Source organism: Hyphomonas sp. (genome assembly GCF_013823385.1).
Lineage (GTDB): Bacteria > Pseudomonadota > Alphaproteobacteria > Caulobacterales > Hyphomonadaceae > Hyphomonas.
On record NZ_PNMA01000004.1, the window covers coordinates 32,346 to 49,471 of the forward strand.

The following is a 17,126-nucleotide window of genomic DNA, read 5'->3' on the forward strand; positions in this document are numbered from 1 at the left end:
CGCGCCGGTCAGACGCGCTCGACTGCCATGGCGATGCCTTCGCCGCCGCCGATGCAGAGGGAGGCAACGCCCTTCTTCAGGCCGCGATCTTCCATCGCCGCCAGCAGGGTGATGAGCACGCGGGCACCCGACGCGCCGATCGGGTGGCCCATGGCGCAGGCGCCGCCATTCACGTTGAGCTTGTCATGGCTGATGCCGAGCTCTTTCATCGCGATCATCGGGACGACCGCGAAGGCTTCGTTGACTTCCCAGAGATCAACATCCTCCGCTTTCCAGCCCGCCTTCTTGAGGGCCTTCTGCATGGCGGGCACGGGGGCGGTGGTGAAGTAGGCCGGCTCCTGGGCGTGGCTGGAGGCCGAGACGATCCTGGCAATCGGCGTGAGGCCGCGCTTCTTGGCTTCGGATTCGCGCATCAGCACGAGGGCGGCGGCGCCGTCAGAGATGGCCGAGGCGTTGGCAGCGGTGACCGTACCGTCCTTGCTGAAGGCGGGCTTCAGGCTGGGGATCTTGTCGGGCATCGCTTCGCGGGGAAGCTGGTCGGTGTCGATGACGGTTTCGCCCTTGCGGGTTTTCACGGTGAGGGGCGCGATTTCGCGCTTGAACTTGCCGTTCTTGGTGGCGTCCTGCGCGCGCTTCAGGGTTTCGAGGGCGTAGGCGTCCTGCTGCTCGCGGGTGAACTGGTATTCGCGGGCGATCATGTCGGCGAAGTTGCCCATCGGGCCGCCTTCATAGGCGTCTTCCAGGCCATCGGTGGCCATATGGTCGCGTGCGCTGGCGGCGCCGTATTTGTGGCCCTGGCGGAGCGTGAGGAGGTGGGGCGCGTTGGTCATGGATTCCATGCCGCCCGCGACGATGACGGTGGCTTCGCCCGCGAGCAGGGCGTTGCGGCCCATGACGACGGCTTCCATGCCCGAACCGCACATCTTGTTGATGGTGGTGGCCTCGGTTTTCTTGTCGAGGCCGGCCTTGATGGCGGCCTGGCGGGCCGGGGCCTGGCCCTGGCCGGCGGGCAGGCAGTTGCCCATGATGATCTCGTCGATTTCGCTGGCGCCGAGCCTGGCTTCGGCGGTCGCAGCTTTCACGGCATGAGCGCCAAGCTCATTGGCCGAGAAGCTGGCGAGTTCGCCGAGCAGGCCGCCCATGGGCGTGCGGGCCATACCTACGATGACGACCGGATCTTTCTCTGACATGGGGGGCGTTCCTTCCTGACAATGGTTTCTTGTGCGGCGCGGTAGAATAGGCGCCGGACATGCCGTTTCGTCAAGGCCGGGGAGGCCGGTTCCGGGCGAGTGTCAGCTGCCGAGGGCCGCTTCGATGTCTGCCGCCAGCGCCTTGTCATTCGGTTTGACCGAGGAGGGGTAGGCCTTGATCGGGGTGCCATCGGCGCGGACGAGGATCTTGTGGAAGTTCCATTTCGGCTGGGCAGGTTCTCCCAGCGTGGTGACGGCGGCCTTGTAGAAGGGGTGCTGATCGGGGCCGGTGACGGCGTATTTCTTGGTCAGCGGGAAGGTGACGCCGTAATTGATCTCGCAGAAGGATTTCACATCCTCCTCGGTGCCGGGTTCCTGGCCGCCAAAATCATTGGAGGGGACGCCGACGATGAGGAAGCCATCCGCCTTGTTGGCATCGTAGAGTTCCTGAAGGCCGGCATATTGCGGCGTGTATCCGCAGCGCGAGGCGGTGTTTACCACCAGGATGGCCTTCGCATCGAGGGCGGTGAGGTTGAGCGGCTTGCCGTCAATGCTGGTGAATTCGGTGGCGGACATGGGGATGCCGGTCTCCTGGGCTGCGGGCGGGGTGGGCGCGCCGTCCTTGGGGCCGGCGGTCGCTTCGGAGCAGGCTGCAAGCAGCGCAGAGGTGGCAAGGGCAAGCATCGCTAGGCGCATAGGCGCGTCTCCTGACAATATCCACAGGAAGTATAGGCCGCTGAAAGGCCGCGTCATCCCCATGCGAGATGAAATGCTTGTGATGTTGAAGAGGCCGGGCGGCTCAGATCAGCTTGAGGCCGACCTCGGAGTCCTTCTGCCAGATGACCTGCGCGCGGCCGGCAATGCCGACGGTGCGGGCGTTCACGGTGAGGAGGCGCGGCATGGCTTCATTGGTGGGAAAGCGGATGCGCAGGCCTGTGTCGGAATAGTCCAGCACGATACCCTTGCGCGTATAGCCCGATTCCAGAGTGACGGTGGCTTCCCGGTATACATGCGCGCGCAGCGGCCGGGCAAAGTCTTCACTACGCCGCGCAGACGTCACGTTTTCGATACGTGACGGGGCGACCGTTCCGGTTTTCCGGTTTGCGAAGAGGCGTGTCAGCATAGACATAGCCAACCCAAAGCAAGAAACATGCCGGAACATGGCCGTGGGCCGACCGCCTGGGAATCAGATGGTTAAAGGCAGAACTGACCGGGAGCGGGACACTCTCCCGGTCAATCCTTGTTTCAGCCGTTACCAGATCCGGACACGCTGTTCCGGGGGCAGGTAGAGGGGATCCCCTTCGGTGACACCGAAGGCGGCGTACCATTCGTCGAGATTGCGCACGACGCCGTTGATCCGGTATTCCGGCGGGGAATGAGGATCGGTCAGCAATTGCTGGCGCTTGGCTTCATCCCGGTATTTCGACCGCCAGACCTGCGCCCAGCCCAGGAAGAAGCGCTGATCACCGGTGAGGCCATCAATGACGGGCGCCTGTTCCTCTGCGCTGACGACGCCGTCGCCATTCGCGTCCAGGCTGAGCTGGTAAGCCTTGTAGGCCATCGAGAGGCCGCCAAGGTCGCCGATATTCTCGCCAAGGGTCAGGCGGCCATTGACGCAGGTTGCGCCGTCATCGAGCGGGCAATAGCCGTTATACTGCGCCACCAGAGCGTCGCCGAGCTGGCGGAAGGCTGCCTGGTCTTCCGGGGTCCACCAGTTGCTGAGCGCGCCGGACGGGGCGTATTTGGCGCCCTGGTCGTCAAAGCCGTGACCCATCTCATGGCCGATGACGCCGCCGATAGCGCCATAGTTCACCGCCGGATCAGCAGACAGGTTGAAGAAAGGCGGTTGCAGGATGGCAGCGGGGAACACGATCTCGTTGAAGGCCGGGTTGTAATAGGCGTTGACCGTCTGCGGGGTCATGAACCATCTGGTCTTGTCAACCGTTGTTCCGAGGTCGGACAGATTATCTTCCAGCGCCCATTTGGCGGCCGCCATGGAATTGTCGAGTGCGTTGGTGGTGACGACCAGAGTGTCATAGGTCTCGAACGTGTCGGGATAGCCGATCTTCGGGTTGAAGCTGTAGAGCTTTTCTTCGGCCTTCACCTTGGTCGTGTCGCTCATCCAGGTGAGCTCTTCGAGATTGACTGCCATGGCCTTGCGCAGATTGGCCACAAGCTCGTCCATTGCTGCCTTGTTCTCCGGCGGGAAGTAACGCTCGACAAATACCTTGCCGATGGCTTCGCCCAGAACGCCCTCGGTTGAGGAAACGGCGCGTTTCCAGCGCTCGCGCTGCTGGGGCTGTCCCCGCAGGGTGGTGCCGTAGAAGGCAAAGACTTCACGGTCGATCTCATCGGGCAGGACGTCCGAATGGTCGATCAGGAAATGGGCTTTCAGATAGGCTTTCCAGGTGTCGAGCGGGGTTTCGCCCGCCAGCTGGAACATGGCCGGGAAGCCACCGCCCAGCTTGGTGGCGTCTTCTGCCGAAATGCCTGCCTCAGCCAGTTCTTCCGGCGTCGGAGGAACCTGCGCGACGAGGAAATGACCCTGCTCGCCGACGCCGATCGTGTCGAGCGCGATGGCGGCGGGGAAGGGGCCGGCCATGGCATAGAATTCAGCGCGCGAGACTTTGTTATAGGTGATTTCCGGGTTGCGCGAGAGGGCGCGGTCCCAGTGTGCTTTGGCCATCTCTGTTTCAAACGCCATGACGTCCGCGGCGGCCGCTGCCGGATCGGCATACCCGGCCTTGCCCAGAAGGGTTGTCAGCAGCTCCACATATTTGGCGCGCTGCTCGACGGATTTCTCGTCGGTCTTCAGGTAATAATCCCGGTCTGGAAGGCCAAGGCCGCTGAGACCCATCTGGAAGATGTAGGTTTCCGGGTCCTTGTCATCAACGAACACATAGCCGCTGATCGGAGACGAAAAGCCGACAGTAGCCGTCAGACGGCTGACATCCTCGATGCTGGCAATCGCGTCAATCTGATCGAAGTAGGGTTTCGCCGGCTCCAGCCCGGCAGCGTTGATCGCATCGATATCGAGATAGGCTGCGTAGTAGGCGCCGATCTTGCCTTCCGGCGTATCCAGCGCCGGGCCAGCCTTGGCGAGATCCTCGATGATCAGGCGCACACGCTGCTCGGATTTCTCGCGCAACAGGTCGAAATTGCCATAGCGCGAACGATCCGGCGGGATTTCGATCGTGTCGATCCAGGTGCCGTTTGCATAGGTATTGAAGTCGTCGCCGGGGCGCACTTCGGCATTGAATGCCGTGAGGTCTACGCCCCAGTCACCCCAGGTGTCGGGCGCGGAAAGAACGAGGCCCTCAGGCGTCGGATATTTTCCGTCACTCGCCTTGGTGGCCGGAGGGGTGTCAGCGGGCGCAAGCCCGGCGGCTGGCGAGGATGCGGGCGCTGTCGCGCAGGCGGTAGTAAGCGCGATGACTGCCGCGCCAAGGAGCAAACGTTTCATTTTCGGTCCTCCGACTGTTTGCAAAAACTACCGATGGCCGGAATACCCGGCCATCGGCTTACTGATTAATTTGGGCAGGGATGCATGGGACTATTCTGCGGGCCGGGCCTGGGCGTCATGGCCGCCCTGGCTGGTGCCCATCAGAGCTTCCTCATCCAGCGTCACATGGCCGGTATAGCCTTCGCCGATCTGGCGGTAGGGCTTGCCGCCCCATGTCCAGCGGAAGATGCGTCCGATTTCCACACCGACTGCGTAGAGCGCAGGCACCATCAGCAGCGACACGAAGAGCGCGAAGGCCACAGCATAGCCCAGCGACACGATCATCGGCTGCAGGAACTGTGCCTGTACGGAGCGCTCTGCCATCAGGGGCAGGATGCCGACAAAGGTGGTAACCGAGGTGAGGAGGATGGGCCGGAAGCGGGAGACGCCCCCATCGACCAGGGCCTGCACGGCGCCGGCGCCTTCTTCGCGCCGCCGGTTGACATAGTCAATCAGCACAAGGTTGTCGTTGATGACGACGCCGGCGGCGGCCGCGATGCCGAAGAAGGCGAACATGGCCATCGGCACGCCGCTGATGGCCAGGCCGAAGATGGCGCCGCAATAGGCAAAGGGCAGGGCCATCATCAGCAGCAGCGGCTGGGAATAGGACCGGAAAGCCACGGCGAGCAGCATGTACATCGCCCCGACACCGATCAGCAGCAGGCGGCCGATTTCGGCAAAGAAGCGCTGCTCCTGCTCATACCCGCCCGCTTCGCCGCGGATCACATCGGGGAATTGCTGACGGAAGCCAGGCCAGAAATCCTGTTCCATGGCGCCCATGATACGGCCCCGCCCGCCATCGCCGAAGATTTCGGCGGAAATGGTGACCGAACGCATCCGGTTGCGGCGGACGATGCGGTTGATGCCCGGTGCAAATTCAAACTCTGCGACCTGGGTGATCGGAATTTCGCGGCCATCGGCTGTACGGATACGGAGCGTTTCGAGGCTGTCGAGATCCTGGCGCGCCGATTCGGGGAAGCGCACCATGACGCGCACATCTTCGCCGTCGCGCGGATTGCGCTGGGCTTCGATGCCGTAATAGGCCTGCGCCACCTGGCTGGAAACATCGCCAAGGGAGATACCCAGTGTTTCGGCGCCGGGCTTCAGCGTGACGCGGATTTCCTCGGCGGATGAGGAGAGGTTGTCGGAGATATCATAGGCTTCGGAATAGGTGGCCAGGTGGTTTTTCAGATAGTCTGCCGCCTCGCGGAGCCGGTCGAGATCAGGATGGCTGAGCGCGAACTGCACGCCATTGTCGGCCTCGTTGAAGGTGAAGGCAAACTCGATTGTTTCGGCGTCCTGGATCTCGCCGGTGGCTGCGCGCAGCTGTTCGGCGATGTCCTTGGAACGGATGGTTTCGGGACGCTCCTCAGGCGGGACGAGGCCGATGAAGGCCTGTACCCGGCGGCCGGAGGCAATGAGCGACGCATCGCGGATCAGCCCGTCCTTGACGTCCGGATACTGTTTGGAGAGTTCCGCCTTGGCGACGTCCACACCGTTCTGCAGCTGGTCGCGCACCTGGAGCAGGCGTTCATAGGGCGTGCCGTCGGGCATCTCGATGCTGACCTGGATGAGGTCGGCCTCGATTTCCGGCATGAACTTGAAGGGCACGATGCCGGTCGATTGCAGCGTCACCGCAATCGCAAACAGCGAGAAGAAGAAGGCGACCGTGGCGTAGCGGAAGCGGATCGCCTGCTCGAGCACCGGCTTGTAGAGGTTGTTGGCAAACCACAGCATGCTGTCGGCGATGCGCCGCTGCATGGCCATGAAGCGGCCCGTGCGCCCGTCGAACGCCTGCTTCTTCATGTGCGAGAGGTGGTTGGGCAGGATCAGCATCGACTCGATGATCGAGAAGGTGAGGGCGGCCACCACCACAAAGCTGATCTGCTGGGTGAACATGCGTGTCGGGCCGGTGATGAAGGCCCAGGGCAGGAAGGCGATGATGGTCGTCAGCACGCCGAAGATCACCGGCTTCATCACCATCTGTGTGCCGGCAATGGCCGCTTCGAGACCTTCGCGCCGGCCGGTTTCGACTTCCCTGTGTATGTTCTCGCCCACGACAATGGCGTCGTCGACGATAACCCCGATCACTAGCAGCACGGCGAAGGTGGACAGGATGTTCCAGGAGACGCCGAAGAACGGCATCAGCATGACGGCGCCGGCAAAGGCGGTGACGATGCCGACGGTGACCCAGAAAGCCACGACCGGACGCAGGAACAGGATAAGCACGAGCATCACCAGCAGGGCGCCCTGCAGCGCCGAGTTGGTGATCAGGTCCATCCGCGCGTCGAAGGTCTTGGAATCGTCCCAGAGGATGTCGATCTTCATGCCTTCCGGCAGGAGGCCGTTGGCCGGGTCATTCGCGCGCTCGATATAGTCGCGGAATCCCTTGGCGTATCTCGGGATGTCCATCTTGTCGGGCTCGGGCGTCATCACGAAGATGGTATTACGCCCGTTGAACGTGGTGCTCAGCTTGTCGCTGACGAGGCCGTCAATGACGGTGGCCACATCGCTGACGCGAACGGTGCCTTCATTGCTGGTCTGACGGATGATGATGTCGCCGAACTGCTCGGCCGAGTCGGCGATGTTGCGGGACATCAGGGACACGTCGCCCACGGGGGACTCGATGCGCCCGCCTGAGGAGTTGAGCGAAGTGCTGCGCACGGCGGCGGCGACATCATTCAGCGACAGGCCGAAACGGCGCAGCGCTTCTTCGGAAACTTCGATGCTGACCTGCTCATCCATCGTGCCCTGCATGATGGCGAGTTCGCCGCCGGGGAGGCGGGCAATGTCATCCCGGATCTTCTTGCCGATCCGGCGGAGGGTCTTCTGGTCGACATCGCCATGGACCACCATGCCGAAGAACCAGTTGCGCTGTTCCCAGCGGGTCACCTGCGGGCGATAGGCCGCCTGCGGAAGGTTGTTGATCTGGTCGACGCGGACTTTGATCTCGTCGAGGAAGACATCCATGTCGATGTCATCGCGGCCGCGGATGTTGACGACGCCGGAGCCTTCGGTGGCAACCGAGGTGATACGGTCGAGCCCGTTAATGCTGGCGACCGCTTCCTCGATGCGGGTGACGATCTGTTCCTCAATGTCGCGCGGCGAGGCGCCGTTCCAGGCAACCGAGACCGAGGCCCCGGAAACCTTCACGACCGGGAACATTTCCCGCTCCATCGCGCTGTAGCCGAACACGCCGCCTGCAAAGGCGATGATCATCAGGAGGTTGGCGGCGACCGCGTTGCGGGTAAACCAGGCGACCAGGCCGTTCATTGCGCGCTCCCTTCGCCGCCTTCCTTGGTGCCGGCGTCAGCGAGCGCGTCGGCATCAGCCTTCTTCTTCTCGCCATGAACCTTCACCGTCCCGTCCGGCAGGCGTTCCAGCACGGTGATGCTCATGCCGTCGAAGGCAGCCTGGATGGGGCTGGTGATGGCAAGTTCGCCCGGCTCCACGCCCGAGCGCAGATAGGCGCCGGTGCGATCGGAATAGGCCACATCCACAGGGCGGATGGAGAGCTTTCCGTTCTTGGGGTCACCGATGAACAGGCGGTTGTCGCCGCGCAGCGCGGCACGCGGCGCGATCAGGATATTGTCCAGCTTTGCGCCTTCGATCCGGGCGTTGACGAACAGGCCCGGTGCCATCGGTGCGCCGTCGTCCGCGCCTTCGCCGAAGGGGTCTTTCAGCTCGGCAAATACATTGATCTGGCGGGTCTGCGAGTTGATGGCGGCGCCGGTGCGCACGATTTCGCCGGCCCAGGTGCGGGGCTGGCCGCCGACGACGGCGGAGAATTCGACGCGGGGGCCGGGGTTTTGCGGCGTTGCGGAAAAGGCGATCGGCAGGCCAAGCTGGCCAAGGTCAGCGTCCTTCAGCGGCAGGGCAACTTCCACCACATCCGTGGCGAAGATGTTGCCGAGCGACTGTCCCGGCGAGACGAACTGGCCAATGTCGGCCGAGCGTTCCCGCACGCGGCCATCGAAGGGGGCGACCACGGCGGTCCGGCCAAGGCTGAGTTCGGCCTCGGCGAGTTGCGCCTTGGCCGATTCCAGAGCGGCGCGCGCTTCGGCGAGCTGCGGCTCCCGGCGCGCGAGCGGGGAGGCGTCGGCCAGGCCAAGGTCGGTGAGATCCTTCTGCGCCAGTTCCGCTTCCGCAATCTCACGGGCAAGCCCCTGCTCGGCGCTGGCGACAATCGACCGGGCGCGCACCACGGCGAGTTCATAGTCAGCCGGCTCGACACGGACGAGCACCTGGCCGCGCTTGATGAAACCGCCATCGACAAAATCGGGGGACACATAGGTGACGCGCCCGGCGATCTGCGGGGCAACGATGATCTCGCGCTTGGGGCGGACTTCACCCTGCGCTTCGACGGTGATCGTCAGGGAGCCAGCTTTCACGGGTTCGGCAAAGACATTGAGACCGGCTCGCGGCTCGTCATTCTTCGCCGGCTCCGGCTTCATGGCGGTGATGGCGATGACGCCCCCGACACCCAGAACAACAACGATGGCGATTGGTGCGATGATGGCGATCCAGCGTCCCATGGCGTCTATCTCCTGCCGCTTTCGGCGGCGTCAGTGTCAAACAGGTCTTCCTCGGAGGCGAGTTCCATACCCGGAACCCCGCCACCCAGAGCGAGATGATAGTTGATGCGGTTGCGGGCGCGGTCTGCCCGCGCGGATACCAGCTGGCTTTCTGCGTTCAGCCGGCGCGTTTGCGCGTCGATCAGGTTGAATATGTTCACGGTACCGCTGGAATACTGGCGCTCGGCGATTTCCTCGGCGAAGCGGGCTTCTTCCAGGGCGCGGGCCTGGGCTTCTTCCTGACGGGCGATCAGGATGTCAGCCGTCAGAGCATTTTCCACCTCGCGCCAGGCGTCCAGCGCGGCGCTGGCGTAATTGGCGACGGCGGCTTCGGCCTGGGCAATGGCCGCCAGGCGCTGCGCCGTGAGACGGCCGCCGCTGAAGATCGGTTGCGTGATGCTGCCGATCAGGCGGGCCGCGATCAGCGAGGGATCAAGCGCGTCGGAAATGTCGGTCTCGGAGGTGCCGGCAGATCCGGTGAGGCTGAGGCTGGGCAGCAGCGCGAGCCGCGCTTCTTCGGCGCGCAGGCCGGCGCCGACGATCCGGGCTTCCAGCGCAGCGATGTCCGGGCGGCGCGACAGGAGGAAGGCGGGATTGCCCACGACATCCATCGGCGGCAATTCGGGAAGGATGGCCGGCGCGGTCAGCTCTGCGGAAGGATAACGGCCAAGCAGCACTTCGAGGCTGCGGGTGGCCTGGGTCGAGAATTGCCGCTGCGCCGCGATGGCCGCTTCGGCCTGGGCAAGCGCGCTGCGCGCCGTGCGCAATTCCAGCGGACCGTAGATACCGGCGCGCACGCGCGGCTCGGTAAGGTCCACCACGCGCTGGCGCGCTTCATAGGTGAGGACCGCTATGCGTTCCTGAGCGAGTGCCTCATTCAGGTTGATCCAGGCAATGGCGGTCTGGCCAGCCACCGAAAGCTCCGAGGCGGCAAGGTCGGCAGCTGTGGCGGCATAGTCTGCGTCTGCCTGCGCGATGCCGTTTGAAATCCGCCCCCAGAGATCGAACTCCCAGCTGGCATTCAGGCCGAGGCCATAGCTTTCGCCATTGATCCGGTCTGTGCCGCCGCCGGGCAGAACCACGCCGGTTGACGTGCCGCCAAAGCTGCCCGTTGCGGAGAGGGAGGGCCACCGCGCGCCCCGCGCGCTGCGGGCAAGCGCTGCGGATGCCCGCAGGCTGGCGGCGCGGGACTCAAGGGTGGGGTTTGCGGCAACAGCTTCTGCCACAAGTTCGTTCATTACAGGGTCGTTGAACTGGTCCAGCCAGTTGCCCGTCTCGGCCACACCGGCCACGCCGCGCGCGGCCCATTGCGCGGGTGCATCCGGCGCAGTGGCGAACAGGGCTTCCCGGTCGGTGGCCAGACGCTCTACGGCGCTCGGGGAAGTGGCGCATGCCGCAAGCATGGCCGTGCCCATCAGAAGGAAAGAATTTTTCATGCGGTTTCCGGCGCTCCGGGCTGCCTTGGGGTTGCGATACGCTTCTACTTGCCGAGCGTCAATGAGAAATTATCGATTTTCAATAACTTTTTGCCCTTGCTCATCAACATACGGGTTGGACCTACAGTTTTGCCGATCTTGGCTTCCCGTTATGGGCGCGGTAGCCGCCACACGAAGGACCGGATAGGATTCGAAGCTACAGGTGGCGTATCTATGAACGATGGATCTGAAACAGACGGTTTACAGCCTTCCCGGCAGTCGATGACGCGCCGCACGCGGGACTTCGCAGTCCTCGTCCTGACGACCGGAACCGTGATGCTGATCCTGGCGCTGACAGGCTCTCTGGGCCTGATCGAGGCGCTGACGGCAATGTTCGTAATCGGGGCCATCGCGGCGGCCTATTATGTCGGTTCTGCTGCCATGCAGGTGCCCGCGCCAGCAAAGCCGCTTGAGGCGTCGCGGCGCGAGGGGATGGCCATTGCAGACTTTCTGTCGGCCCTGCCGCTTCCGGCCTTTGAAGTCAGCCGGGATGAGCAGCGGATCACGGCTTTCAACCAGCCTGCAGCGGTCTTCCTTCGGCTCGGCCAGCGGCGGTCTGCGCCGCCCCGCGCCAGCGCCATCATCCGCGCGCCCGCTTTGCTGGCTGCCATCGAGACCTGTTTCAATGCGTCGGGGCTCGGCTCAGCGGAAATCGAGATGGAAATCGGCCCGGAGGAACAGTGGCGCGCGCACATTCATCCCCTTCCGGTGAGCGGAAACCTGATGGTCGTGCTGGAAGACCTTACCCCGGTCAAACGTGCGGCGCGGGCGCGGGCGGATTTCCTGGCCAATGCCAGCCATGAGCTGCGCACGCCCCTGACCGCCATTTCCGGCTTTATAGAAACCATGCGCGGCCCGGCCCGCGAGGACAAGGATTCCTGGGACCGGTTTCTTGGCATTATGGCGGGAGAAACCGAGCGGATGAGCCGGCTGATCGCCGACCTCCTGTCCCTGTCGCGGATCGAGAGCGCCGAGCATGTGCAGCCGACCGCGCGCGAGCATTTCGGCGACATCGTCATGAACTCTGTCGATGCGTTGCAGCCGCTGGCCAGCGACAAGGGTGTGGCGCTGTTGTTTGACGAGCCTGAGGCTCTGCCGGCAGTCACGGCCAATCGGGATGAGCTGATCCAGGTAGTCGAGAACCTGGTCTCGAATGCGATCAAATATTCCAAGGGCGGGCATAAGGTGACGATCCGCTGCGGCGTGGCGCCCGATGCGTTTGCGGCGCGGACCGAGGCGGCGCACGCTTGGCCGGACAGCGAGCGGATGACCCTGCTGCAGACCTCCAACCGCGTGGCCATCAATGAGCCGACAGTCTGGATGCGGGTGGAGGATCAGGGGCCGGGCATCGAGCGGGAGCACCTGCCGCGCCTGGGCGAGCGGTTCTACCGCGCCGATCAGAGCCGGGGCGGCAAGATCACCGGAACGGGGCTTGGCCTGGCCATCGTCAAGCACATCATGGCGCACCATCGCGGCGGGCTGGCGGTGGAGACGGTGATGGGGCAGGGCACGGCGTTTGGGGTCTGGCTGCCTGCGGCCCGTGAGAACCAGGGCAACTGATTATCCCTGAACGGTAAAGCCCCCGGGGCGGGGGGCACCGGGGGCTTCCTTCCGTCTGGCGAGATGGAATGCTGGGCTTGTCAGCCTGCAATGCGCCGGACGTAGTCGTATTCTTTGCGGCTTTCGCGCTTTCTTGCAGGCTGGAATGCAACGGCTGCGTGCTCAGTGCAATAGGGTCCGCAGTCTGCTTTGCGTCCGCAGAAGGCAAATTTGGGGTCGGCGGGGTCGCCGATCGGCCATTTGCACATGGAATCGCGCAGGGTGAGGATGGTGGCCGGCGTACCGTCTGCCATCGGCAGGGGCGGCAGCGGGGCGAGGGCTGTGGTCCGCTCCGGGGCGGCTGGCACATCGGTCAGGCCAGGGAGCACTTTTGCGGCTGGCGCTGCTGCAGGTGCTGCAGCGGCGGGGGCCGCAGCCTCGACCACGAAACGGGGCTTCGGACGTGCCAGGCGCGGCGGACGCTTTACCGGGCGCGAGGGGGTCGCGCGGCCAGACAGGCCAAGGCGGTGAACCTTGCCGATCACGGCATTACGGGTCACCCCGCCCAATTGTTTGGCGATCTGAGAAGCCGAATGGCCTTCGGCCCACAGCTTCTTGAGCACTGTTACCCGTTCATCAGTCCATGACATGGCTTGCAGGTCTCCCGCTTTGGGCGGAGCCCCACACAGAGCCCAAACCCACTAGATGTTGTGACGGCTGGTAAACGCCGCCCCTCTCGACACCTAGATATCGTATCAGGACCGAAATGAAACACAACATGGGCCCCGCGCTTTCCACAGAGTTTCTATATGTTGTGTTAAGGATTCCACAGGCAGGCAGGCCGGAAAAGTCGGGGCGCACCCCTCGCGCAACCCGCGCGCATCGCCTATTTGCCTTGCATGGATACGATTCCCGGCACTTCGCAATCTCGCCTTCGCCAATATGGCGCCTTCAACGGCCTTGGCTTGTGGACACTCTACAAAAGGGAGGTCGGCCGCTTCCTGAAAGTCTGGATGCAGACCGTGTTTGCCCCTGTGGTGACCACGCTGCTGTTCATGACGGTGTTCAAGCTGGCCTTTGGCGATCGCGGGCGGCTGACCGGTGATTTCGAGGGCATGAACTACAATGATTTCCTCGCGCCCGGCCTGATCATGATGGCGATCCTGCAGAACGCCTTCGCCAATACGAGTTCAAGCCTGCTGCAGGCCAAGTTCAATTCCACCCATGTGGACTTCCTGATGCCGCCGCTGTCTCCGCTGGAGCTGACGATTGCGTTCCTGGGCGGGGCGGTGACGCGCGGACTGGTGGTGGCGGCGATTTCGGCCATCGCGATCCAGCTGTCGGGCCTTGCCAATCTTTCGGTGGCGCATGTCTGGCCGATCGTGTGGTTCACCCTCACTTCGGCGATCATTCTCGGGGCACTGGGCGCCTATGGCGGCATCTGGGCGGACAAGTTCGACCATCTGGCCGCCGTGACCAATTTCGTGATCGTGCCGCTGACATTCCTGTCGGGCACCTTCTACGACATCAAGGTGATGGTCGAACCCTTCCAGACAATCGCCCATTTCAACCCGATCTTCTACATGATCGACGGCTATCGCTATGGCCACCTTGGCGTGGCCAATGGGTCCATCCTGGTGGGCGCGGTCTATACCGGCATCCTGGCGCTGGTCTCTATGGTCTGGGTCTGGCTGCTGTTCCGCAAGGGCTACAAGCTGAAGGCCTGACGCTAGAGCGCGGCTCTGGCGGCATCCTTCCGGTAGCTGCGCGTGGCCATCAGGAGGCATGCGATGCTGGACGCGTTGAACAACAGGATGATCTCCAGCGACCGGGCGAGTGGCTGCCCGGCGCCTGCGCGGGCAAAATGATCTGACAGCTCCCCGGCAATCCATGGCCCGCAGCCAATGCCGATCAGCGTCAGGCAGAACAGCATGAAGGCCGACGCAAAGGACCGCATCCTGAGCTTCACCAGCTCCTGTGAGGCAGTATAGGCGACGCTGGCATAGATGAGGCCGATGAAGCTTGGCACGATATTCCAGACATAGGCCATCTCCACCGTGGGCGCGCGCAGAAACATCCAGGCGAAGGGCAGGGCGATGGCTGCGCAGATGGCAATGATCAGAGGCCGCCAGCGCAAATCTTTCTTGGACAGCGTATCGCAGACCCGCCCGAGCACGATGGCGCCGACACTGCCCACCCCGCCGATCAGGACGCCAAGTGGTAGCGAGACCTGGCCAGGGGAAAGGCCATAGGTGCGCTGAAGATGGCTGGAGGTGAAGACGAGGAAGGCGTTCGCCGAGATGCAGATCAGCAGGCAGCCTGCCATCAGCCACAGATAGGAAGACTGGCTGAAGATGAATTTCAGCGTCTCCCCCAGCGAGGGCGCCGGGCCATCGTCCTTGCGCTGATCGGCCAGCCCGCGGACCGGCTCGCGGATGCCGAAGCGGACGATCAGGGCAAGGATCAAGCCGGGTATGCCCGCCACGAAGAAGGCAACGCGCCAGCCATAGATCTCATTCACATAACCCCCGATCGCAAAGCCGGCCATGATGCCGATGCCTATGCCTGAGGTGTAGATGCCGAGGGCGGTGGCTCGTTCTTGCGGGGGGTAGAGGTCTGCAATCATCGACGTGGCCGGCGGCGTGCCGCCCGCCTCTCCCACACCGACGCCCATGCGGGCCAGAAGCAGGTGCCAGTAATTCTGGGCGAGGCCGGAAAGCGCCGTCATGGCAGACCAGAGGCCAAGCGCAATGGCGATGATGTTACGCCGGTTGCCCCTGTCCGCCCACATCGCCACGGGAATGCCGAGCGTTGCATAGAAGGCGGCAAAGGCGAGGCCGGAGAGCATCCCAAGCTGGCTGTCGCGCAGGCCAAGCTCTGTCTTGATCGGCTCCAGCAGGATCACGAGGATCTGCCGGTCCACATGGTTGAAGGTATAAGTCAGTGTCAGGACGGCAAGGATCCAGGCGCGGCCGGAAATTTTTGGTGCGGCTTGCGGCGGGGCGGGGCTGGTCATGCCACGGTCTCCAGACGGCTGAGGAAGGCAGTGATGGCGGAAACGGCCTGGGGTTCATCCAGGATCGGCGCGTGGCCCACCCTCGGCACGGTGGCAAGGGTGGCATCGGGGTGCCGCTTTGCCATTTTCTCCGCAGTTTCGGCCGAGAGAATATCGGAAATCTCTCCACGGACGATCAGCAGCGGCGCCTTTTTCGAGGCACCGAACAGGCGCCACATCACAAAATTAGTGAATGCGCCGGGCTTTACCTTTCCCAGCGAGCGGGCAATGCCCGGATCATAGGCGAGGATGACTTCGCCATTGGGCAGCTCCTTATAGGTCCGCCGGGCAAAATCCATCCAGCGCTCATCGGTCATATCCGGGAAGGCGGCGCTCTGAAGCGTCTTCACGGCGGCCGCCGCACTCGCCCAATCGGTCACCGGGGCGACCTTGCCGGCATAGGCGGCGATCCGGGCGATGCCGGCTTTTTCCACTGTGGGGCCGATATCATTCAGCACGATGCCGGCCACGCGCCCCGGCGCGGAGCGCGCCATCAGCAGCGAGATCAGCCCGCCCATGGATGTGCCGATCAGGGCGGCGCGCTTTATCCCGAGCGTGTCGAGCAGGGCGAGCATGTCCTTGGCATAGACGGGCGGTTGGTAATTGTTGGTGTTCGGATCATAGGCGGACTTTCCGCGCCCGCGCACGTCCACCGCGATATAGCGGTAGTGGCGGGGCAGGGCGGCGATCATCGGCTCGAAATCCTGATGATTGCGCGTCAGGCCATGAATGCAGAGCACCGTCAGGCGCGCGTCTACCGGGCCGTAGGATCTGGCGTAGAGCGCCAGACCATCCTGCGATGTCCAGGTGATATCGGTGCCCTCTGGCAGCATGCGCCTTGTCTCCCCCTACGGAAGCTGATGTCCCGTTTTCAACAGATGTTGAAAAATAGACGCAAACCCTGCACAAAGGCAAGCGCAATGGGCCACTTTGACAAGCAGGCTGTCTGGTCCATACCCTGAAGGGTAACAAGGCCTGAGGAGGAACACCCTGAGCGCGCGAAACAAGACGCTGCCGCCGAAAGCAGATCGCCGGACCGCCATCCTGGATGCGGCCGAAGCCGAGTTCAGTGCCCATGGATTCGATGGTGTTACCCTGCGGACAATAGCCAAGCGGGCAGGCGTCGACCTTGCCCTGCCGAACTATTATTTCGGTCCCAAGAAGCAATTGTTCGATGCGGTGTTCATTCGCCGCGCGCAGATCGTGAACCTCTGGCGCGAAGAAGCGCTGAAGGCCGCCATCGAGGCCGCCAGCCCGCAGCCGCCGACCGTCGAGGCGATCATCCGGGCCTATCTGGAACCGATGCTGACCGGGCCGCATCTGGAGGATCAGGGCTGGAAGAATTATTACGCGCTGGTCGCCTATGTGAACAACTCACCCGGCTGGGGCGGCCGGCTGATGGCGGAGCATTTTGATCCGCTGATCCGCCAGTTTCTGGACGCGCTGCGCCTCTCGCTTCCGGGAATGGACGAGAAAGACCTCTATTGGGGCTATCAGTGTTTCTCTGGCGCGCTGACGCTGGCGCTCGCCCAGACGGGCCGTATCGACCATCTATCCGGAGGCGTGTGCCGGTCTGACGATCTGGCTGATGCCTGCGAGCATATGGTGTATTTCATCACCGGAGGATTTGAGGCCGCGCGCCGCGCCGCGCCCGCTGCGCTGACCACCACGAGCCCTAAACGCCGCGCCGCCAGAAAAGCCTGAGCCGGCCCCCCGCCGCACTGCCTGATCCAGTCTGTTCCGTATAAGGAAAAAAGGGCGGCACCGTGAGGCGCCGCCCTGAAGGTAGGT

13 protein-coding genes and 1 pseudogene are annotated in these 17,126 nt (G+C 63.5%); 4 read left to right on the forward strand and 10 right to left on the reverse strand.

Annotated features, from left to right (window positions below; translation table 11 throughout):
• Positions 1–8 precede the first annotated feature (8 nt).
• From C0456_RS03980 to C0456_RS04010, 7 genes are all read right to left on the reverse strand, one after another.
• Positions 9–1,190 (reverse strand): thiolase family protein, encoded by a 1,182-nt coding sequence (locus C0456_RS03980; RefSeq protein ID WP_291048568.1) that lies wholly within the window; start codon positions 1,188–1,190, stop codon positions 9–11.
• 102 nt (positions 1,191–1,292) lie between these two features.
• Positions 1,293–1,886: a glutathione peroxidase gene (locus C0456_RS03985; RefSeq protein ID WP_291048570.1), complete on the reverse strand. Its 594-nt coding sequence runs from the start codon at positions 1,884–1,886 to the stop codon at positions 1,293–1,295.
• Positions 1,887–1,989: 103 nt separating this feature from the next.
• Positions 1,990–2,319 (reverse strand): hypothetical protein, encoded by a 330-nt coding sequence (locus C0456_RS03990; RefSeq protein WP_291048573.1) that lies wholly within the window; start codon positions 2,317–2,319, stop codon positions 1,990–1,992.
• A gap of 123 nt (positions 2,320–2,442) precedes the next feature.
• Positions 2,443–4,653 carry a M13 family metallopeptidase gene (locus C0456_RS03995; RefSeq protein ID WP_291048575.1) on the reverse strand — a complete coding sequence of 737 codons (2,211 nt, stop codon included), beginning with the start codon at positions 4,651–4,653 and terminating at the stop codon, positions 2,443–2,445.
• 90 nt (positions 4,654–4,743) lie between these two features.
• Complete coding sequence (locus C0456_RS04000) at positions 4,744–7,965, reverse strand: efflux RND transporter permease subunit (protein WP_291048577.1); 3,222 nt, start codon at positions 7,963–7,965, stop codon at positions 4,744–4,746.
• Positions 7,962–9,227 (reverse strand): efflux RND transporter periplasmic adaptor subunit, encoded by a 1,266-nt coding sequence (locus C0456_RS04005; protein ID WP_291048579.1) that lies wholly within the window; start codon positions 9,225–9,227, stop codon positions 7,962–7,964. The genes C0456_RS04000 and C0456_RS04005 overlap by 4 nt, the downstream gene beginning before the upstream one ends.
• 5 nt (positions 9,228–9,232) lie before the next feature.
• On the reverse strand, positions 9,233–10,702 hold the full coding sequence (locus tag C0456_RS04010) for an efflux transporter outer membrane subunit (RefSeq protein ID WP_291048582.1): 1,470 nt from the start codon (positions 10,700–10,702) through the stop codon (positions 9,233–9,235).
• A gap of 261 nt (positions 10,703–10,963) precedes the next feature.
• Here C0456_RS04010 and C0456_RS04015 point away from each other — a divergent pair, with 261 nt between their 5' ends.
• Positions 10,964–12,301, forward strand: a complete 1,338-nt coding sequence (locus C0456_RS04015; RefSeq protein WP_291048584.1) for an ATP-binding protein — start codon at positions 10,964–10,966, stop codon at positions 12,299–12,301.
• An 80-nt stretch (positions 12,302–12,381) separates the two neighbouring features.
• On the opposite strand, the gene C0456_RS04020 is transcribed toward C0456_RS04015, so the two are convergent.
• Positions 12,382–12,930, reverse strand: coding sequence for a GcrA family cell cycle regulator (locus tag C0456_RS04020; protein ID WP_291048587.1), 549 nt, complete (start codon positions 12,928–12,930; stop codon positions 12,382–12,384).
• A gap of 249 nt (positions 12,931–13,179) precedes the next feature.
• Here C0456_RS04020 and C0456_RS04025 point away from each other — a divergent pair, with 249 nt between their 5' ends.
• Positions 13,180–14,007, forward strand: a complete 828-nt coding sequence (locus C0456_RS04025) for an ABC transporter permease (protein WP_291048589.1) — start codon at positions 13,180–13,182, stop codon at positions 14,005–14,007.
• A gap of 2 nt (positions 14,008–14,009) precedes the next feature.
• On the opposite strand, the gene C0456_RS04030 is transcribed toward C0456_RS04025, so the two are convergent.
• Together C0456_RS04030 and C0456_RS04035 are read right to left on the reverse strand one after the other, a co-directional pair.
• Positions 14,010–15,296, reverse strand: a complete 1,287-nt coding sequence (locus tag C0456_RS04030) for an MFS transporter (protein ID WP_291048591.1) — start codon at positions 15,294–15,296, stop codon at positions 14,010–14,012.
• On the reverse strand, positions 15,293–16,168 hold the full coding sequence (locus tag C0456_RS04035) for an alpha/beta hydrolase (RefSeq protein WP_291048593.1): 876 nt from the start codon (positions 16,166–16,168) through the stop codon (positions 15,293–15,295). Before C0456_RS04035 ends, C0456_RS04030 begins: the two co-directional genes overlap by 4 nt.
• Positions 16,169–16,379: 211 nt before the next feature.
• Between C0456_RS04035 and C0456_RS04040 the strand changes: the two are divergent.
• Positions 16,380–16,505 (forward strand): annotated as a pseudogene (locus C0456_RS04040) (helix-turn-helix domain-containing protein); the annotation flags it as partial.
• 9 nt (positions 16,506–16,514) lie between these two features.
• The gene (locus C0456_RS04045; RefSeq protein ID WP_291048596.1) at positions 16,515–17,039 is read left to right on the forward strand and encodes a TetR/AcrR family transcriptional regulator; all 525 of its coding nucleotides are present in this window, start codon (positions 16,515–16,517) and stop codon (positions 17,037–17,039) included.
• Positions 17,040–17,126 lie beyond the last annotated feature (87 nt).